The 17,798-nt window shown below is 34.1% G+C and carries 21 protein-coding genes, 2 tRNA genes and 1 other RNA gene; 15 read left to right on the top strand and 9 right to left on the bottom strand.

The features are described from left to right. Nucleotides 1-6 precede the first annotated feature (6 nt). Nucleotides 7-303 carry a DUF4282 domain-containing protein gene (locus tag C3L23_RS06330; RefSeq protein WP_210402405.1) on the bottom strand — a complete coding sequence of 99 codons (297 nt, stop codon included), beginning with the start codon at nucleotides 301-303 and terminating at the stop codon, nucleotides 7-9. Nucleotides 304-387: 84 nt separating this feature from the next. Then, the gene (locus tag C3L23_RS06325) at nucleotides 388-1,701 is read right to left on the bottom strand and encodes a malic enzyme-like NAD(P)-binding protein (RefSeq protein ID WP_127680960.1); all 1,314 of its coding nucleotides are present in this window, start codon (nucleotides 1,699-1,701) and stop codon (nucleotides 388-390) included. A 109-nt stretch (nucleotides 1,702-1,810) separates the two neighbouring features. On the opposite strand from C3L23_RS06325, the gene C3L23_RS06320 reads away from it, so the two are divergent. The 11 genes from C3L23_RS06320 to mrdA are packed head-to-tail and all read left to right on the top strand — an operon-like array spanning nucleotide 1,811 to nucleotide 9,757. After that, nucleotides 1,811-2,560, top strand: a complete 750-nt coding sequence (locus tag C3L23_RS06320; protein ID WP_127680958.1) for a TatD family hydrolase — start codon at nucleotides 1,811-1,813, stop codon at nucleotides 2,558-2,560. Continuing rightward, a complete protein-coding gene (locus C3L23_RS06315; RefSeq protein WP_127680956.1) occupies nucleotides 2,557-3,894 on the top strand; it encodes a lytic transglycosylase domain-containing protein in 1,338 nt (445 codons plus the stop codon). The genes C3L23_RS06320 and C3L23_RS06315 overlap by 4 nt, the downstream gene beginning before the upstream one ends. Beyond that, nucleotides 3,891-4,574 (top strand): septal ring lytic transglycosylase RlpA family protein, encoded by a 684-nt coding sequence (locus C3L23_RS06310; RefSeq protein ID WP_127680954.1) that lies wholly within the window; start codon nucleotides 3,891-3,893, stop codon nucleotides 4,572-4,574. The genes C3L23_RS06315 and C3L23_RS06310 overlap by 4 nt, the downstream gene beginning before the upstream one ends. 1 nt (nucleotide 4,575) lies before the next feature. Next, nucleotides 4,576-5,145, top strand: a complete 570-nt coding sequence (hisB, locus tag C3L23_RS06305; RefSeq protein WP_127680952.1) for an imidazoleglycerol-phosphate dehydratase HisB — start codon at nucleotides 4,576-4,578, stop codon at nucleotides 5,143-5,145. Then, entirely contained in the window at nucleotides 5,142-5,633 is a 492-nt protein-coding gene (locus tag C3L23_RS06300; RefSeq protein ID WP_127680950.1) for an HAD family hydrolase, read from the top strand. The genes hisB and C3L23_RS06300 overlap by 4 nt, the downstream gene beginning before the upstream one ends. After that, nucleotides 5,627-6,124 (top strand): hypothetical protein, encoded by a 498-nt coding sequence (locus tag C3L23_RS06295; RefSeq protein WP_127680948.1) that lies wholly within the window; start codon nucleotides 5,627-5,629, stop codon nucleotides 6,122-6,124. The genes C3L23_RS06300 and C3L23_RS06295 overlap by 7 nt, the downstream gene beginning before the upstream one ends. Further along, the gene (lptA, locus tag C3L23_RS06290) at nucleotides 6,121-6,576 is read left to right on the top strand and encodes a lipopolysaccharide transport periplasmic protein LptA (RefSeq protein WP_127680946.1); all 456 of its coding nucleotides are present in this window, start codon (nucleotides 6,121-6,123) and stop codon (nucleotides 6,574-6,576) included. The genes C3L23_RS06295 and lptA overlap by 4 nt, the downstream gene beginning before the upstream one ends. After that, nucleotides 6,573-7,154, top strand: a complete 582-nt coding sequence (yihA, locus tag C3L23_RS06285; RefSeq protein WP_127680944.1) for a ribosome biogenesis GTP-binding protein YihA/YsxC — start codon at nucleotides 6,573-6,575, stop codon at nucleotides 7,152-7,154. Before lptA ends, yihA begins: the two co-directional genes overlap by 4 nt. Continuing rightward, a complete protein-coding gene (locus C3L23_RS06280) occupies nucleotides 7,147-7,611 on the top strand; it encodes an N-acetyltransferase (RefSeq protein ID WP_127680942.1) in 465 nt (154 codons plus the stop codon). Before yihA ends, C3L23_RS06280 begins: the two co-directional genes overlap by 8 nt. Before the next feature lie 59 nt (nucleotides 7,612-7,670). Then, nucleotides 7,671-7,997 carry a hypothetical protein gene (locus C3L23_RS06275; protein WP_168175721.1) on the top strand — a complete coding sequence of 109 codons (327 nt, stop codon included), beginning with the start codon at nucleotides 7,671-7,673 and terminating at the stop codon, nucleotides 7,995-7,997. Next, on the top strand, nucleotides 7,976-9,757 hold the full coding sequence (gene mrdA, locus C3L23_RS06270; protein WP_127680940.1) for a penicillin-binding protein 2: 1,782 nt from the start codon (nucleotides 7,976-7,978) through the stop codon (nucleotides 9,755-9,757). The genes C3L23_RS06275 and mrdA overlap by 22 nt, the downstream gene beginning before the upstream one ends. Here the strand turns inward: mrdA and C3L23_RS06265 are convergent, their stop codons facing one another. Together C3L23_RS06265 and dnaG are read right to left on the bottom strand one after the other, a co-directional pair. Continuing rightward, entirely contained in the window at nucleotides 9,758-10,717 is a 960-nt protein-coding gene (locus C3L23_RS06265; RefSeq protein WP_127680938.1) for an argininosuccinate synthase domain-containing protein, read from the bottom strand. Beyond that, on the bottom strand, nucleotides 10,695-12,317 hold the full coding sequence (gene dnaG / locus C3L23_RS06260; RefSeq protein ID WP_127680936.1) for a DNA primase: 1,623 nt from the start codon (nucleotides 12,315-12,317) through the stop codon (nucleotides 10,695-10,697). Before dnaG ends, C3L23_RS06265 begins: the two co-directional genes overlap by 23 nt. 47 nt (nucleotides 12,318-12,364) lie before the next feature. Between dnaG and C3L23_RS06255 the strand changes: the two genes are divergently transcribed. Then, nucleotides 12,365-13,333, top strand: a complete 969-nt coding sequence (locus C3L23_RS06255; protein ID WP_127680934.1) for a lipopolysaccharide assembly protein LapB — start codon at nucleotides 12,365-12,367, stop codon at nucleotides 13,331-13,333. Here C3L23_RS06255 and rnpB read toward each other — a convergent pair. After that, nucleotides 13,327-13,656, bottom strand: an RNA gene (gene rnpB, locus C3L23_RS06250) — RNase P RNA component class A. The genes C3L23_RS06255 and rnpB overlap by 7 nt on opposite strands. Nucleotides 13,657-13,668: 12 nt before the next feature. After that, entirely contained in the window at nucleotides 13,669-13,935 is a 267-nt protein-coding gene (locus C3L23_RS06245; RefSeq protein WP_127680932.1) for a cupin domain-containing protein, read from the bottom strand. Nucleotides 13,936-14,030: 95 nt separating this feature from the next. Between C3L23_RS06245 and C3L23_RS06240 the strand changes: the two genes are divergently transcribed. The 3 genes from C3L23_RS06240 (at nucleotide 14,031) to C3L23_RS06230 (ending at nucleotide 15,589) form a co-directional block, all read left to right on the top strand. Continuing rightward, nucleotides 14,031-14,105 (top strand) — tRNA-Gln (locus C3L23_RS06240). Between the two features lie 10 nt (nucleotides 14,106-14,115). Then, a tRNA-Met gene (locus C3L23_RS06235) sits at nucleotides 14,116-14,192 on the top strand. A 185-nt stretch (nucleotides 14,193-14,377) separates the two neighbouring features. After that, nucleotides 14,378-15,589, top strand: a complete 1,212-nt coding sequence (locus C3L23_RS06230; RefSeq protein WP_127680930.1) for an integrase arm-type DNA-binding domain-containing protein — start codon at nucleotides 14,378-14,380, stop codon at nucleotides 15,587-15,589. A 7-nt stretch (nucleotides 15,590-15,596) separates the two neighbouring features. On the opposite strand, the gene C3L23_RS06225 is transcribed toward C3L23_RS06230, so the two are convergent. Genes C3L23_RS06225 through C3L23_RS06215 form a run of 3 tightly spaced genes read right to left on the bottom strand, consistent with a single transcriptional unit; the run spans nucleotide 15,597 to nucleotide 17,798 of the window. Continuing rightward, complete coding sequence (locus tag C3L23_RS06225; RefSeq protein WP_127680928.1) at nucleotides 15,597-16,262, bottom strand: DNA/RNA non-specific endonuclease; 666 nt, start codon at nucleotides 16,260-16,262, stop codon at nucleotides 15,597-15,599. Continuing rightward, a complete protein-coding gene (locus tag C3L23_RS06220) occupies nucleotides 16,262-16,981 on the bottom strand; it encodes a hypothetical protein (RefSeq protein WP_127680926.1) in 720 nt (239 codons plus the stop codon). The genes C3L23_RS06225 and C3L23_RS06220 overlap by 1 nt, the downstream gene beginning before the upstream one ends. Then, complete coding sequence (locus tag C3L23_RS06215; RefSeq protein WP_127680924.1) at nucleotides 16,938-17,798, bottom strand: hypothetical protein; 861 nt, start codon at nucleotides 17,796-17,798, stop codon at nucleotides 16,938-16,940. The genes C3L23_RS06220 and C3L23_RS06215 overlap by 44 nt, the downstream gene beginning before the upstream one ends.

The following is a 17,798-nucleotide window of genomic DNA, read 5'->3' as shown; positions in this document are numbered from 1 at the left end:
GAGGAATTATTCCTCACCTTCTTTGTCCGTAGTTTTTTTAACAGAGTTTTTTGCAATAGTTTCAAGATTTGAGTTGATTTTGAATATTACCATGATAATTTCAAGATATATTCTTATAGTAATTGCTCCTATAACGATAATAAGCAGTCCGCTTACAAAACTTTGGAATGTAAAACCGTAGTAACCCCCAAACATTTCAGCTATACCGCCGATAAAAACACCTAAAAGCATAAGCCAGTAAATAACTGTAATCGCCGTAGGCGTTATAAATCTGTTAAAGAAAAAAAAGTCTTTGATATTCATTTTTCATCCTTTCCCCTGTTGTTAACAAGGATGAAAGTGTAACATAAAATATATGAGTTTAATAGAAGAAAAAGAAAAAGAAGATTATTCAGCGTCGTAATCGATGCCTTCTTTTTCTTTAAGCATTTTAATTAGATGTTGTTTGTAACCCTCTACCCATTTGTCAATGTCGTCAACTTTGATTCTTGCGACTCCTGTTTCAAGAGCCGCTCTTGCAACTGCAACAGATTCGTCAACAAAAACTCTTCTGTCAAATGGTTTTGGTAAAACATAATCTTTGCCGAATTTTACATTTTCTAAATTGTAAGCTTCTTTTACGTATTTAGGAACAGGTTTTTTAGCCAGGTCTGCTAATGCATGACATGCAGCAATTTTCATTTCCATATTTACTGCGCTTGCATGAGTATCAAGAGCTCCTCTGAATATGAATGGGAATCCTAAAACATTGTTAATTTGATTAGGATAATCGCTTCTTCCAGTTCCAATAATTAAATCGTCTCTTACTTCTAAAGCAAGTTCAGGTTTTATTTCCGGATCAGGGTTTGCCATTACGAATAACATTGCATTCGGTGCAAGTGTTTTAACCATATCCTGAGTAATACAGTCAGCAACTGAGTTACCGATAACTGCGTCAGCGCCTTTAAGTGCGTCAGCTAAAGTTTCGATATTTTCATCTATTGCCCAAGGCTGTTTATATTTATTTAGATCGTCTCTTTTTGTAGTTACAGCACCTCTAGAATCAACTAAAACGATGTTTTTAGCACCCATTGCTTTGTACATTTCTGCTGCTGCCAGACCGGCTGCACCGGCACCTAAAATTACTATTCTTATATCTTCGAATTTTTTACCTGTAAGTTCGCATCCGTTTAGAAGCGCTGCTGCAGAAATAATTGCAGTACCGTGTTGATCGTCATGGAATACAGGAATATCACATTTTGCCTGAGATTCTTTTTCAATGTCGAAACATTTTGGAGCTTTGATGTCTTCTAGGTTGATACCTCCAAATGTAGGTGAAATGGCTTCCACTACTTTTACGATCTCTTCAGTTTCGTGAACTTTTAATTCAATATCGAATGCGTCAATAAATGCGAATTTTTTGAATAATACTGATTTACCTTCCATAACAGGTTTACCAGCTACAGGCTTAAGAGTACCAAGTCCTAGTACAGCAGTTGAATCTGAAACTACAGCTACAAGGTTTGCTTTGTTAGTATATTCATATGCAAGGTTTTCGTCTTTGTCGATTTCAAGACAAGGTACTGCAACTCCCGGTGAATAAGCGATTGATAAGTCTTTTGAATCCCTTACAGGTTTTGTGACTTCGATTGCAATTTTACCAGGGACAGGTTTGGCGTGGTATTCTAATGCCTCTTCTTTAGTGAATACTGGTTTTGACATTTCGTCTCCTTTTATATTTTTGTTACAATTATATTCAAAAGTTACAAATATTTACAATTTTTATATTTTTTAAACTATGAAGTGTTACAAATAGTAAAGGAATTGATAAATGATAATAGATACGCATACACATCTTGATAATGCCAAATTTATCGATGATGTCGATGAAGTAATTAAAAGAGCGGAGGAAAACGGCGTAAAAAAGTTTATAATTCCTGCCGCCGATCCGGCTGATCTGCCAAGAGCGATAGAGCTTGCAGACAAATATGATGAAATATATTTTGCGGTAGGATTTCATCCTGTTGATATAGATAAATATGATGAGAAACTTATCACCTGTTTTATAAACCATCCCAAATGTGTAGCGGTGGGTGAAATAGGGCTTGATTATCACTGGGTAAAAGAAGAGGAACAAAGAAAAAAACAGATAGAGATGTTTCACAGACAGATAGAAATTGCCAAAGAGTATAATAAACCTATAATAGTTCATATAAGGGAAGCCACTGAAGACAGTCTTAAAGTATTGGAAGAACATCCTCAAATCAAAGGAGTGCTTCATTGTTACAACGCTGCGGAGCAGCTTTTGAAGCTTAAAGAAAGGTTTTATTACGGAATAGGCGGTGTTATAACATTCAAAAACGCCAAAAAACTCATAAACGTGTTTCCTAAAATTCCTAAAGACAGGGTGGTTATAGAAACGGATGCGCCTTATCTTACTCCGCATCCTTTCAGAGGGAAAAGAAATGAGCCTGCGTATACGGTTTATGTACGAGACAAAATTGCCGAACTTTGGGATGTTGAACCTGAAGAGGTTGAAGAAATAACAACAAAAAACGCAAAGGAACTTTTTAATATATGAAAAAGATTATTTTATTTTTAATGCTGTCTCTTTATTTAACGGCCGATGTTGTTACGAATAAAAACATACAGGTGCTTAATGCGTTAAACATAAATGATGAATTTGTCGAGAACAGAAGCCTGCAGAGGCTTTACAAAGAGTATGCAAAAAAGAAAAAAGAGTATTTTTTAAACGTTCTTCAAAACGGTTACGATTATCTGCCTTTAATTAAACAGTCTATTATTAAAAACAACCTCCCAAAAGAACTTATATCGGTAGCAATGGCGGAAAGTTATTTAACTACATCTGCAAGATCGGATAAAAAAGCCATAGGTTTGTGGCAGTTTATGCCCCAGACTGCAAGAAGGTATGATCTTAAAATAGACGAATATGTCGACGAAAGAAAAGATCCGGTCAAATCGACTGAAGCAGCCGTAGAATATCTGAGTTATCTTCATCATTTTTTCGGAAAATGGTATCTTGCGATAATGGCTTACAATGCGGGTGAGGCGAGGGTTGTCGAGGCGGTTGTAAGAGCAAAAGTAGATAAACTCTGTTTAAAACTCGGGAAAAAATGCAGACATGATAAAACTATTAGAAAATACAGGCAGATCATCAGGGATTATCAACGAAGAGGCAGATATGCTTTCGGAAAACTTTATGAACTTTATAAAAAGCTGAATTATATACATATCAGTCTGAATGATCTTTTAAGATATCAAAAAGGTTTAAAAAGGCAGTATCTTCCTAGGGAAACGAGAAAGTATATTTTAAAAATCATAGCAATGTCGTTTTTGTTTAACAGTGACGACTTTATACAGTATACGAATGCGTATCTTCTAAACAGCGGAGTGGTTTCAGACTTGAAAAGGGTTGAAGTGCCGGCGGGTACGTCACTTTATTATGTTAGTAAAATATTAAACGTACCTTATAGGGAAATAAGAAAATATAACGAACATCTGAATTATTCGTTTACTCCGCCGTATAAATACTATATTTATATTCCGTATAAAAAGCTGGCTATGTTTAAACTTAAATTTCATCCTAAACACTATTTTATGGTTTACAGGGTTAAAAAGGGAGATACTTTAATTAAAATTGCAAGAAGATTTGATACTAAAGTAAGATTTATTAAAGATTTTAACAGACTCGGACGATTTTTGCATATCGGTCAGAGGCTTGTTATTCCGTTAAACAGTATTTATGTAAAATACAAAGTAAAAAGAGGTGATTCGCTTAGAAAAATAGCAAGGGAATTTGGAATCGATTATAAAAAAATAATAAGGGTTAACGAACTTAAAAGCACAACAATCAGAGTAGGACAGATATTAAAAGTACCACAAGGACTGAGATGAAAAAAACGCTTTTATTAACAGCTGCAACTTTAGTGTTATTTACGGGATGTACGGAGAGATACGTAACCGAAGTATACAGCACGCCAGGAGTAAAAAAAGGCACACAAAAAGTTTACAGTGTAAACGGCAACGTATACTATCCTAAAAAAACGGTGCCTATAGGCTGGACTCAGACCGGAATTGCCAGCTGGTACGGGCCTAATTTTCACGGGAAATATACCAGTAACGGCGAAATATACAATATGTACGCTTTTACGGCCGCACATAAAACGCTTCCGATGGATACGATGGTAAAGGTTACAAATCTTAACAACGGCAAAAGCGTGATTGTAAGAATAAACGACAGAGGGCCGTTTGTAAAAGGGAGAATTATAGATTTGAGTTATGTCGCGGCGAAACAGATAGGTGTGGACAGAACCGGTACTGCACCTGTCAGGATAACCGTTATAGGATTTAAAGGTAAAAATTACGTAAACGGATATATGATTCAGGTTGGAGCGTTTTTACATAAAGGCGGAGCGGAATATACGGCTCAAAAATACAGGGAGTTAGGATATAATACGAGTGTCTTAAAAAAAGGCGATTTTTATAAAGTATTTATAGTAGGATTTAAAACATATTCGGAAGCTAAGAGATTTAAACTGTCCCATAAATTAAACGGATTTATCGTAGGAGAATAATATGACGGAAATAAAAAGAGAAACAAAAGAAACTAAAATAGAAGTAAAACTTGAAATTAACGGAAGCGGGAAATCAAATATTTCAACAGGAGTAGGGTTTTTCGACCACATGCTTGAAGCTTTGGCAAAACACAGCGGTATGGATTTGGAAGTGTTTTGTGACGGAGATATATACGTAGATTACCATCATACGGTTGAGGATGTGGGTATCGTAATAGGAGAAGCGCTGTTTAAAGAAGTCTATCCTATTGAAAATATAGAAAGATATTCTAATGCGGTGGCAGTTTTGGATGAAGCGGCCGTTGAAGTGGATATGGATATAGGAGGCAGGGCGTATCTTGTATATGAAATGCCAAGGGAAGGCGCTATTAAGGATTTTGATTTGGAACTTGTTGAAGAATTTTTTAAATCTCTTGTATTTAACTTTAAAATAGCTGCACATATTATATATAAAAGAGGCACAAACAAACATCATATTATTGAAAGCGCGTTTAAAGCGTTTGCCGTGGCTCTTAGAAGAGCACTTGCTTATAGAAAAAGCGGGATTCCTTCAACAAAAGGCGTATTATGATAGAGCTTATCGTAATAGACGTTGACGGAACTCTTACAGACGGTAAAATATACTATTCAAACAGCGGAGACGAAGTAAAAGCTTTTAATATAAAAGACGGACTTATGATTAAAAGCTGGAATCGGCTTGGTAAAAAAAGCGCCATTATCACCGGAAGGGTTTCGAATATAGTTGACAGAAGAGCGAAAGAGCTTGATATTACATACGTAAAACAGGGTGTAAGAAATAAAAAAGAAGTTCTGGATTCAATAGTTGAAGAAATGGGTATTTCATATTCGGAAGTAGCCGTTATTGGGGATGATATGAATGATCTCTCAATGCTCAGACTCGTTAAAAAATCATTTGCGCCTTATGATTCTAATCCGTATATTTACGATTTTGTAAATTATCCTCTGAAAAAAAACGGAGGAGAAGGAGCTGTTGCCGAAATGATAGAGTTTTTGTTAAAAGAAGAAAAACTTTACGATAAGTTTTTGGCGTTATGGTAAAAGCAGTTTCTTTTGCCGTATTGGTATTTGGAATTATGCTGTATCCGTTATTAATGGGAGAGTATAAAACCACTCATACGGTTAAAGCCTCTGCAAAGCTTCCGGATGTCGAGTTTAATAAAGGGAAGTTTTATATATATAATGGTGAACTTCAAAAAGAAGGCAGTTTTAAAAAACTTGATATGTACAAAAAAAATTACATTGCGTATGATTTAAATGTTAAAGATTTAGTAAAATTAGAAGACTATAAAGCGGACAAAACGGTATTCGAAGACGATTTGGTTACCGGATATAATGTCTGGTATAAAAACAAAGATATAGAATTAATTACAAATTTAGCTTATTATAATAAAATAACGAAACTTTTAAGCGGCGGTAAAGTTAAACTTTATTCAAAAGATTTTAGAGGATACGGTAAAAGTTTCAAGATGGACGATAAAAAAAATCTGTATGCCAAAAATATAATATATTATTTAAAGGTTGAAAAATGAAAAAACTTTTTTTACTGTTGATACTTGTTATAAGTTTTGTAAGTGCTGAGGAGCTGAAAGTAACAAGCAAATATTTCCACTATGATATGGCAAAAAAAGAGAGTGTGTTTAAAGGCGACGTTAATGCCACTAAAGGAAAAGACAATATTCAGGCTGAGGAGATGATAGTTTATTTTGATAAAAATAAAAAACCTCAGAAATTTGTCGCAATCGGAAATGTCAGGTTTGTAATAGCACTTGATAAAAACTCAACATACAAAGGCAGAAGCGATAAACTTGTATATCAGCTTCACAACGGAAATATAATATTAACAGGCAATGCCAAAATAGTTAAACTTGAAACAAACGAAAGCGTAAAAGGGAACAGAATAGTACTTAACAGATTTACTAAAAACGCAGAAGTAACCGGAGGTAAAAAACCGGTAGAAATCATAATAAAGGTTAATGAGTGAAAGTAAAATTTATAACATCGGCACCGTCGATTAATGAAGCAATTGATCCGAATTTTACGGAAGTTGCTCTTCTTGGACGAAGTAATGTGGGTAAAAGCAGCTTTTTAAATGCTTTTACCAATCAAAAAATAGCAAAAACATCCCAAACACCGGGAAAAACCAGACTGATTAATTTCTTTGAAGTGGAAGACGAAGGTAAAAAATACGTTTTGGTTGATCTTCCCGGATTCGGATATGCAAAAGTCAGCAAATCCATGCTGAAAGACTGGGGCAGAAATCTTGATGAGTTTTTAAAAAACAGATTTAATATAAAGCTTTTTATACATTTAAGAGACGCCAGACATCCGGATCTGGATATTGACAATAATGTAGATGAATATATAAATTCATTTAAAAGGAAAGATCAGCAGCTTTTGACAGTCTTTACAAAAATAGACAAATTAAAACAGAGCGAACTTGCAAAACTGAGACAGAAATATCCTGACGCGCTGTTTGTTTCGAACATGAAAAAAAGAGGATTTGACAAAGTCAAAAACAAAATTAACGAAATTCTGTGGGGTAATATATCAAATGAATGATTTAGTAATTAAAAAACCCACATTAAGAGAAATAATAGATATACAAAGCGTACTTGAACCGTATGTAAAAGAAGGAATTATTTTAAGAAGAGACGATGACGAAGTCGCTACCAATATACGTTCCTATACGTTGATTTACGATAAAGAAAAGCCGGTTGCTGTTGCCGCGCTGCATATTTTTTCTCCTTTTTTAGGGGAAATCAGATCTTTAGGCGTTGATAAGGATTATCAGGGAAAAGGGATAGGGAAGCTGCTGGTAGGCAGGCTTTTAGAAGAAGCAAAAAATATCGGACTGAAAGAAGTGTTGGTTTTGACGTATAAAAAGGAATTTTTTGAAAAAATCGGTTTTATCGAAATTGAAAAAGAAGCTATTCCGGATAAAAAAATATGGGCGGACTGTATAAAATGCAAATTTTTCCCCAACTGCAACGAAACGGCTCTGATAAAATACTTGTAAGACTGCTGTTAATTTACTTTGTAAATTTTTTCAGCAGTTTTACGCCGTTTTTTCCAATAATGCTTGGAGTTTTCCTGTTTTGTGAAAATTTTTTTATGGCTCTTTTGTTTATTGTTCTGTTTTCACTTTTTCATAATTTTAATCTGCTGTTTTTCAGTATGCTTATGCTGTTTATAAAATTTGTTTTGCTTGAAAGACTGAAAGATATTGTTGATTTTCATTATCAGGATGCCGTTGCGCTTTTTATTGTGTATTTGGCTTTGGGAATATATTTAAGAAACTTTGCGAACATCGAAACTTCAATGCTGTTTATCTATTTAATTTATAATTATGCGTTTGATTTGATAGCAATAAGGCTTTTAAAATGCGAACTAAAATCGTATTAAGTGTAATTTTTGCATTTTATATGCTTTTGATATACAGGGTATACGACCTTAGTATCAAATCAAATGAAAAATACAATAAACTTTCTTTGCAAAACAGGGAAAAAGAGATTTTAATACCTCCCGTTAGAGGTGTTATATACGATAAAAACGGCAAACCTATCGCTTATAACGAGCTGAGGTTTGACATTGCTTTAAAGCCCCATTTGAAAGATAAAGAACTTCATGATGCAATTAACGAGCTTGAAAAAACGCTAAATGACATAAATGCAACAAAGCTTCTTGAAATTTACAAAAAAGAAAATTCTCCGTATAATCATAAGCCTATAGTATTGGTAAAATATGTCAGTGAAGATAAAATTTACAAAGTGCAGCCGTTTTTGAGTCTGGACGATAATATTATTATTACACCTAGCTATTTAAGAAAATATCCGTATAAAGACGTGCTTTCCAATGTTTTAGGATATGTGTCAAAAGCCACTGTTAAAGACCTTCAAAGAAATAAAACGATTGAGCTCACACAAATTTCGGGTAAAAGAGGGATTGAAAAATATTATGACAATATTCTGCAGGGAACTCCTGGCGAAAAGACGGTGATAGTAAATGCAAAAAACGAAATATTAAAAGAAATTGCTTATAAAAAGCCTGTTTCCCATTCTCTTAAATTAAGCATAGACACCCAGCTGCAGTCCATGATTTATAATATGCTTAAAAAACAGAATAAAAAAGGCGCGGTGGTAGTGATGAGGACAAACGGGGAGATACTTGCCCTTGTTACTTATCCAAGTTATGACAATAATCTGTTTGTAAAAGGTATTGATTATAAAACATGGCATAAACTTCTGCATGATATATACCATCCTCTTTTAAATAAGCCCGTAAGCGGTCTTTATCCTCCCGGTTCTACCGTTAAGCCTGCCGAAGGTCTGATTGCTGCTGCCAGCGGAAAATGGAATCCTTGGAAAAAAATAGACTGTCCCGGATATATAGAAATCGGAAACAGAAAATTCAGGGACTGGAAACCGAGCGGACACGGTATGACGGATCTTGTAAAGGCTATTAAAAGAAGTGTCGATACATACTATTATCAGCTTGGTCTTAAAATTGGAATAAATTATCTGGCAAGCCATCTTAAAAAGATGGGATTCGGTCATAAAACTGGAATAGATCTGCCTAATGAAAAAGCCGGAATAGTACCGGATAAAGAGTGGAAAATAAGAAAATACCATCAGCCGTGGTTTATAGGTGAAACGTTAAATGCGGTTATCGGACAGGGATATTTTCTGGCTACGCCTTTACAGGTGGCGGTTGATACCGCTTTAATTGCAAGCGGAAAGCTTCCAAAACCTTTTGTTGTAGAGTATATAGACAATAATAAAACAAAACCCGTATTAAAAGATGTGCTTACGAAAAGAGAAAAAAGATATCTCGGACTTGTAAGAAGAGGAATGTGGGCGGTTTGTAACGCACCCGGAGGTACTGCTACTAGACATATTACAACTAAGGTAACCATTGCGGGTAAAACGGGAACGGCACAGGTGTATTCTATACCTCAGGAAGTTAAAAAAAGAAAAAGAGAAGACGAACTTGCCTATTTTCACCGTTCACATGCGTGGCTTACCACATTCGGACCTTACAGACACCCTCAGGTGGTTGTAACTGTTTTAATAGAGCACGGAGGCCACGGCGGCAGCGCAGCTGGAGGTATTGTAAGTAAAATTTACGACTTTTTGGTAAATAAAGGATTTATTAAAATAAAATAATTAAATCAGATATTTAGCAAATTCCTGTTTGTCTTTTTTAACACCTTTAAATATTTCATCTCCTATAATGATATCCCCGTTTTCTTCTCTGGTATAACTTACCATCATATCCGCCGCAGTTTTTTTAATTTTTTCCGGTGCATCATATTGTATAAGTCCTACCGGACCCGGAAATCCTTTTGTGTACATTTTTTTGAAAAGAGAGCCGCTGTAGTCTTTAAGTACCGGATTTTCTTCCGCTTTTCTGGAGATAATAACCTTAAATCCGTCTATATTAAAGTGTCTTCCGACTTTTAAAACATCTATTTCATCAGGTGTTAAATTCAGTGTTTTTGAAAAATCCTTTAATCTTTTGGAAAAATTGACGTCAGTAAGCAGGCAGCCTCCCGCAGGACTTTCGAAATGTTCCAGACCATATTGTTTTGCCAGTTCGAGCTGAATTTTTCTGTCTCTTCCGCTTATTGCCAAAAGTTTCTCCCTATCAACCCATCCTTCTTTTTCAGGAACGCTTGGAGGAAGCAGCTTGGCGCTAAGAGGTCTTAGGACAAGTCCTTCTGCGTTGGCCAGTTTGTTTACGGCGTTCATTGCGGGGAGTCTCTGGCTCATAGGCCTTTGTCCCACAACTTCTCCGCTTATTATGAATTTGGCATCTGTTTTTTGCATATATTCTTTAGCAACTCTTATCATGTTGGCATGGCAGTCGATGCACGGGTTCATATTTTTACCGTAACCGTATACAGGGTTAAAAAGAATGTTTTTAATATAATCTTCTTTAGTGTCCAGTATTGTCAGTTTTATACCGAGTTCGTCCGCAAGTGTCTGCAGGTCTTTGATTTTGTTTTTATTGCTTTCAAATCCTACGTCAATATATACGCCTTCTACTTCAATATTCTGGTCTTGTATGAGTTTTATTGCCAGTGCGGAGTCCAAACCCCCGCTAAACAGTGCTATCGCTTTCAACTAATTCTCCTTTTTTTAACTGTAAAACTTTATAGTTTAGTATTTTTAATTTATGCATTTTTTCATCTGTTGGAAGGTTTGACGTTTTTAATTTCAGAATTTTATTCTGATAGTACGGAATCAGCAGTTTTATTATCTGTTTTTTTAATGCTTCCATATCCAGGCAGAGTATGTCTTCACGCAGCACAATATCTAAAAGCTCCGGATCGTCAAATTTTTCTTCGTAGACGAGTTTTAATTCTTTTTGATGTGTTTTAAATACGTCTGTGCTTAAATATTCAACGATTTCATCCATTATATGAGGATTTTCGTAAAGAGTTTTGATAATAGACGCTTCAGCTACTTCTATCCTCTTGTTCTGGGAAGAAACGCTTTGGCCTGAAGACCTTACGCTTAAAAGTTTTGGGTTAATCTGTAAAAACTGGGAAGCTTTTATTATAAAACTTTCCCTTATAATTTCAGGAAGTGTAAAAATGTATTCTTTAAGCTCGTCAACGGCGGCCTTTTTTTGAACCGGATTTTTTATATCGTATTTCTGTATTGTATAACTGATAATAAAGTCCAAAAACGGTATGGCTTTTTCAAAATATATGTTTAAATCGTCTCCGTTTTTAACTACATCCGCCGGATCCAGTCCTTGAGGGAAAAGAATCACTCCGCCTTCAAAAAAATTTTTAAACAGGAGTTTAGATGCTTTCAAAGCCGCGTTAATTCCCGCATTGTCACTGTCGTAAGAAAGAAGTATTTTGGAAGAAAGCTTTTGAAGCTGCGGCAGATGCTCCTGCGTAAGAGCGGTACCCAGTGTCGCTATTGCGGTATTGTATCCGGCCTGATGAAGCATTATTACATCCATATATCCTTCTACGATAATAGCCTGTTTTTTTCTTAAAATGTGTTCTCTTGAAAAATTAAGACCGTAAAATGTTTTTGATTTATTGAATATTTTCGTATTTGTAAAGTTAATGTATTTTGCAGGATGGTTTGATATTGTCCTGCCTCCCATTGCGATAATTTTACCGCTTGGGGAAAAAATAGGGAAGGTGATTCTTTCTATCAGCCTTGGATATTCCCCGTTTTCGGACAGAACTCCTAAATCTTTTAATTCTTTTATATTTAAATTCGCATTTTTAAAAAACTGGAACTGCTTTTTGCTGTCCGGTGCGTATCCGAGTGCGAATTTTTCTATAGTCGAATCTTTTATTCCTCTGGTTTTGAGATATTCGTAGGCAGTTTTATTTTTATAGAGCTCCTGGATATAAAAAGAGTTTACTTTTTCAAGTACATCCGTTCTGACAAAAGAAGAGCTTTTGGAATATTCGAGTTTGAAGTTGTACATACTTGCCAGTTTTTCCAGTGCTTCCGGGTATGAGAGCTTTTCAATGTCCATGACGAATTTAATTGCGTCTCCGCTGGCTCCGCATCCGAAACAGTGATATATCTGTTTTGCCGGGCTTACTATAAAACTCGGTGTTTTTTCACTGTGAAAAGGGCACAGGGCTGTATAGTTACTTCCCTGTTTTTTTAATTGGACATAATTGCCTACTACATCAACAATATCGACGATACTTTTTAGGTTTTCAATTGACTCTGGTTTAATCATAATGAAATTATAGTAAAATTTTACTAAAAGCAGTGCGAAGGAGCATTATGGATTTTAGAGATCCTCTTTTTAGCGTTATTATGTTTTTTGTAATCGTATTATTAAGTGTACTGATTACAATGGCGCTGGGAAGACTGAGGGAATATTACAGGGAAAAAAAACTTAATGAGTTTTTAAAAGATTTTGAATATATAAAAATAGAAAACTTAAAACTGGACGAAGCGTCAATAGATGCGCTGTATCTGTTGGCAAAAGCTTATGAAAAAGAGGGCGATTTTGAAAAATCCCTAAAAATATATCTTTGGATAAGTAAAAATATAAACAGTACTGAAATATTAAGACATATTGCCACTCTTTATTACAAAGCCGGTTTTTTGGAAAAGGCAAAAAAAACGGCATATCAGATTTTGTCTACAAAACCGAGAGATATAGAAACGCTCAAACTTTTACTGCTTATAGATGAAAAGCTTGGAAATCTTAATGAAATTATTAATGTGCTTGAAATATTTGAGGAACTTGAAGTCTCTTTAAGCGAAGAAAAAGCTTTTGCTCTTTTAAAGCTTGCTTTAAATGATAAGTGCAATATTGAATTTTGTAAAGAAATAAAAAGTCTGGATGATATATATAAAACCTATCCTTTTATACAAAGAGAATATCTCAAAACGCTGTTTAATAAAGAGCCTGAAAAAGCGTATAATGAAATTCCGGAAGATAAGGTTTATGAATATCTTGATCTGTACTGGCACAGAAACGATATACCGGATATTCCTAAATTTTCAAATGTTTTAGCAGCAAAGCATCTTAAAAAATGTGATAAGCAGGGACCTTTTGAAATAGAAATTTTAAAACAGGTAAAAAAAGATTTTGCGGATTTGGAATTTGAATATGTGTGCTTAAACTGCAAAAAAGTATTTCCTCTTTATTCTACGAGATGTCCAAACTGCCATAAACTTTTTAAACATAAACTAATGTTCAATATCGTGGAAAAACAGGATTTAAAAAATATAGAGTTTTAGGTACACCTGTAAGCCGGGTTCTGTTTATGAGAGTATTTATCTAGGCGCACACCTTACGGTGCCGCTCATGCGAAGGGTAATGATGCAAGGCTTTACCATCCCTTCTTGCTGCGGGGCGGGTTTACCATGACGGAATATGTTGCCATATTCCCGGTGAGCTCTTACCTCACCTTTTCACCCTTGCCTGTGGCTAAAACGCCCATCGGCGGTTTGTTTTCTGTGGCACTTTCCCTCGTCTTGCGACGGCAGTCCGTTAGACTGACCCCTGCCTTGCTGCAGCCCGGACTTTCCTCTGGTCTCCCAGCACTCTCTCGGTGTACCTATATATAATTATATCAAAATTTACTGCCGCATATATATTCACAGTCTTCTAAAATTTTTGCTTCATGAATTTCTCCTGCAGGCACTTTTAACACATCTCCTTTTTTTAATCGGTATGAATTTTCTTTTGTATTGATAATCATTTCGCCTTTTAACATAACTCTTATTTCTTCATAAGGATGAGAGTGCCAGTCGTAATATGTGCCTTTGGAATCAGACCATATAAATATGTTTTTGTAACCGTCTTTTTCAAGGTTGGCGACTGTTTTGTCAATATCCATAAAATCTCCTTGAAATTTTTAAAATTTTACCTAAAATACGACAAAACTCTTGACATTGAAAAATAATTTTTATACAATTTCAACACCTCAAGCGATGGGCTGTCGCCAAGTGGTAAGGCAGCGGACTTTGACTCCGTCATTCGGAGGTTCGAATCCTCCCAGCCCAGCCATTTTTTTTGACGCGGGGTAGAGCAGCCTGGTAGCTCGTCGGGCTCATAACCCGAAGGTCGCAGGTTCAAATCCTGCCCCCGCAACCAAAAGCACTTTCAAAACTTATTAAAACTTCACACAAATCCCCATAAAATCGAAACTTTAAGATAAATCATCTAACATAACATATCGTTAATTATCACGGCAATTCATATTTTTTTAGGGTATAATTGGGGGTATAGGGTATTTATACCCTTTAAAAAAATCAATATCATACCCCTAAGGATGAAAAATGCCAAGAATTGCGACACCTCTAAACGACACTAAAATCAAAAAAGCCAAACCAAAAGAAAAACTTTATAAAATGTTCGACGGGGATGGATTGTATTTAGAAATAAAACCGTCCGGTAAAAAAACCTGGAGAATTAAATACAGACTTAATGGAAAAGAGAAAACCTATACAATAGGCGAATATCCTACGATAACTTTAAGCAAAGCGAGAGCTATTACAAGAGAAATTAAAGAAAAGATTTTGGAAGGTGTAGATCCGGTAAAAGAAAGACAAAAAGAATCGGAAAAAGACAATAAAAAATTTTCTTATATTGTAAAACAATTTTTAGAAAAGAAAGAACAAGAGGTTAGTTCAAAACATTTTGAGAGAAGCAAGAGAAGATTAGAGATATATATTCTTCCTTTTTTTAAAGATAAAAATATAGAAGAAATCACAAAGAAAGACATAATAAATATATTGAAAAAAGTTAAAGAAATAGATACACCTTCTACTAGAACTATAGATAAAACAGAAACGGCAAGAAGAGTGTTGTCTCTATTAAGGCAGATATATAGATTTGCTTTGCATAATGATTATACTGAGACAGATATAACTGCTGCAATAGATATAACTGCAGTATTGCCGAAAAGGGAAGTGCAGCATTTTAATGCCATTTTAAAAGAAGAAGACTTCAAAGAGATGTATAAAGACTTCTTTGCAGATTATAAAGGTTATAATCATATTTTAAATGCGCTTAAATTTTTGGCCCTTACTGCGCTACGTCCAGGAAATGTTAGAAATTTGAGATGGGAATGGGTGGATTTAGACAAAAAAGTTGTTATATATCCTGCATCTGCAATGAAAGCCAAAGAAGAATTCAGACTACCTCTTACTGATACGTTAGTAAAAATATTAAAAGAGCAAGCATATATTAAAGGTTCTAAAAAAGGCGTAGTGTTTTTTGGCAGAGATTTTAATAAAGAAATGAGCGACGCAACTTTAATCAGACATATAAAAAGAAAAGGTTATAATCATACTGCACATGGATTTAGAGCTTCTTTTAGCACGATTTGTTATGAAAAGCAAAAAGATCACGGCTTTCCGGCAGAGGTAATAGAAACACAATTAGCACATGTAATAGGAAATAAGGTTACCAGGGCTTATATGCGTTCGGATTTTTTGGAAGAGAGAAGAAAACTTTTAGAGTGGTGGGAAGAGTTTTTGGAAAGTTAGGGGTATGTTAGAAATTGCATACCCTTTTAATCTCTTCTAATGTAGTCTTATACTCTTTCAGTTTAGCCTTACTCATTCCTACGTTTGTATTAGGTGTAAGAAAAGCCACAGTCTTATTTAACTCAGGGATGTAGATTATTTTATACCAGTAAGCAGGAATACCGACTTTATTTTTTATGTGTCCTTTATTACCGCATACACCGGTAACAACTTCCACTTGTTTATATTTAACTGCAAGAAAACGAGTAAACTTTTCTACCTTAGCCCAATATTTACGATTAAGGTTAGGCTTTTGAGGTGCAATGTTGCTCATTAAGAAAGTTTCTTTTTGTATTTTTCTATCATAATCGAATGAAGCATTGCTTGCAAGGTGACCTCTATCGTATCCGGTTTTAGAGTAGTCTTTTGAATAAGATCTGCATTTTGCTGGTAAATTATAGTCAGGTCTGAATCTCAAACCTTTGCGAGATATTTTCTTTTTAACGAGATCACCTTTCAGAGTGTATGAAACTACGAGGGGATATTTGTATTTGCAAGAGTAGCAAATGTCGAACGAAGTTTTGTGTAAGACCTTGCTGCATTTGACAGGTTGTAGGAAATTGTTTAGGTCAGGTGTGTATTTGCTTGTAAAGGCTAAAAGTAAGAGGGGGATTAAAAGTAAGAGTTTTTTCATTAAAATAAATCCTTAATAATCCCTATACCACTGAATTCTTCAGCGATTTTTCTTACATTTGTAATGGTGTCTGCAGCGTCTCCACTAATTCCTTTTATAAGTCCTGTTGTTTCTTTTGTTAAATATAAGAGTTTAAGAATACCTTTTTTAGTTTCATCTTTATTTATTTGTTTTTCCTGAGCAATTTTTTCTACAATTAAATTAGCTAATTTATCAAGATTGTTTTCATTTGTATTTATAATCAATAATTCTTTTAAAATGTCTTGTTCAGATAAAGATAACTCTTTTAAAAGTTTTTCTTTATGTCCAATGTATCCAATTTCATACTTATACTTGTTAATATTTTCATATTCAAATTCATGCATATCTCCACACGCACTACAATCAGCTTCAAAAAAATATTCTTCTTTAAAATCATTTTCTGAAATAGAATCACAATATTCATAACTATTTTCGTCTTCTATTTTCGCAGGACAAAAAAATCTGTAATCTTTTTGAATGACTTCTGAATAATTGTTGCTTAAATCTTTAAGTAAGTTTTCAATAATTTTCTCATCTAAACCTAACGGAATTGCAATAAGTTCAGGATTGATGTTTATCCACTCAATTGTTGTTTTATAACTTGAAATATAATTTAAAAAGGACAAATGTATTAAACAGGAAATATCTTCTAATTTATTGTTCCTGCAATATAGATATAATGCTTGTTTTAATTTCATCGTGAACTTCCTTGTTTGCTCTTGAGTTTATTTTTAACAAGTCTTTATTGAAAAGCTCAAGAGATGTTTTATTGTATTTTAGTCTCAAATCTTGGATATTTATATTTTGAGGTAATTTTACTATAATGTCCTTTAAATTATCCTGAGAATTTTTACATAATGTAGTGGTTTCTCTTGCTGTTTGCTTGTCTTCATATTTTACACCTTTTGCAGTAAGAGTTAGGTTTTCGAGTAGATTTTTTATAGTTTCTTCTATATCGAGCTTATTTATTCTATCAAATAAAGAATTAGTCAATATTTTTTCAACTTGATTTTTATATTTTTCTAAATGTTCTATTCCAGCTACAGCTCTACCAATTCCTATTGGATCAATAGATAAAATGACATAATTCTCTATATTATGCAAATATAAAACACGCCTTCTCGGTATGAATATTTTTTCTTTTATTGTGTTCTCTTCATTGCTTTTCCAGGTTTCTTCTATTACTTCAAAATTGAACATAATTTCAAAATTTTCATTATCTGATGTTTTATGAATAAAAGATTTTTCCAACTTTTCTTGTTCTTTGAATGTAAAAATAGGATTATAATCATAGTTTTCTAAATTACTTATAAAAGTTTTTTTGTCTTCTTCATTTTCAAATTTGTAAAATTGCAAATATTTACTTCCATATCTATCAACTATAGATAAAACTTCTTTTAATTCGTCTAAAGATAAATCTGTATAATTTTTGCTATAAGTATTTTTTGCAATTTTCTGAGCATATCTTTTTAATTGTCTAGTTTCAATTTCTTTTTGTATATTTTCTGTTGTCAC

This window comes from Nautilia sp. PV-1, from assembly GCF_004006315.1.
GTDB classification, from domain to species: Bacteria; Campylobacterota; Campylobacteria; order Campylobacterales; family Nautiliaceae; genus Nautilia; species Nautilia profundicola_A.
The sequence above is the reverse complement of the archived record's forward strand: the minus strand, read 5'-3'. Positions and strand labels throughout refer to the sequence as shown.

What these genes read in the sequence shown, in the direction of transcription:
- C3L23_RS06320 (WP_127680958.1), top strand. Translation starts at nt 1,811, where the DNA reads ATGATAATAGATACGCATACACATCTTGATAATGCCAAATTTATCGAT.
- hisB (WP_127680952.1), top strand. Translation starts at nt 4,576, where the DNA reads ATGACGGAAATAAAAAGAGAAACAAAAGAAACTAAAATAGAAGTAAAA.
- C3L23_RS06310 (WP_127680954.1), top strand. Translation starts at nt 3,891, where the DNA reads ATGAAAAAAACGCTTTTATTAACAGCTGCAACTTTAGTGTTATTTACG.
- C3L23_RS06255 (WP_127680934.1), top strand. Translation starts at nt 12,365, where the DNA reads ATGGATTTTAGAGATCCTCTTTTTAGCGTTATTATGTTTTTTGTAATC.
- C3L23_RS06295 (WP_127680948.1), top strand. Translation starts at nt 5,627, where the DNA reads ATGGTAAAAGCAGTTTCTTTTGCCGTATTGGTATTTGGAATTATGCTG.
- C3L23_RS06300 (WP_127680950.1), top strand. Translation starts at nt 5,142, where the DNA reads ATGATAGAGCTTATCGTAATAGACGTTGACGGAACTCTTACAGACGGT.
- C3L23_RS06220 (WP_127680926.1), bottom strand. Translation starts at nt 16,981, where the DNA reads ATGAAATTAAAACAAGCATTATATCTATATTGCAGGAACAATAAATTA.
- C3L23_RS06315 (WP_127680956.1), top strand. Translation starts at nt 2,557, where the DNA reads ATGAAAAAGATTATTTTATTTTTAATGCTGTCTCTTTATTTAACGGCC.
- mrdA (WP_127680940.1), top strand. Translation starts at nt 7,976, where the DNA reads ATGCGAACTAAAATCGTATTAAGTGTAATTTTTGCATTTTATATGCTT.
- C3L23_RS06325 (WP_127680960.1), bottom strand. Translation starts at nt 1,701, where the DNA reads ATGTCAAAACCAGTATTCACTAAAGAAGAGGCATTAGAATACCACGCC.
- lptA (WP_127680946.1), top strand. Translation starts at nt 6,121, where the DNA reads ATGAAAAAACTTTTTTTACTGTTGATACTTGTTATAAGTTTTGTAAGT.
- dnaG (WP_127680936.1), bottom strand. Translation starts at nt 12,317, where the DNA reads ATGATTAAACCAGAGTCAATTGAAAACCTAAAAAGTATCGTCGATATT.
- C3L23_RS06245 (WP_127680932.1), bottom strand. Translation starts at nt 13,935, where the DNA reads ATGGATATTGACAAAACAGTCGCCAACCTTGAAAAAGACGGTTACAAA.
- C3L23_RS06275 (WP_168175721.1), top strand. Translation starts at nt 7,671, where the DNA reads ATGCTTGGAGTTTTCCTGTTTTGTGAAAATTTTTTTATGGCTCTTTTG.
- C3L23_RS06225 (WP_127680928.1), bottom strand. Translation starts at nt 16,262, where the DNA reads ATGAAAAAACTCTTACTTTTAATCCCCCTCTTACTTTTAGCCTTTACA.
- C3L23_RS06330 (WP_210402405.1), bottom strand. Translation starts at nt 303, where the DNA reads ATGAATATCAAAGACTTTTTTTTCTTTAACAGATTTATAACGCCTACG.
- C3L23_RS06280 (WP_127680942.1), top strand. Translation starts at nt 7,147, where the DNA reads ATGAATGATTTAGTAATTAAAAAACCCACATTAAGAGAAATAATAGAT.
- C3L23_RS06230 (WP_127680930.1), top strand. Translation starts at nt 14,378, where the DNA reads ATGCCAAGAATTGCGACACCTCTAAACGACACTAAAATCAAAAAAGCC.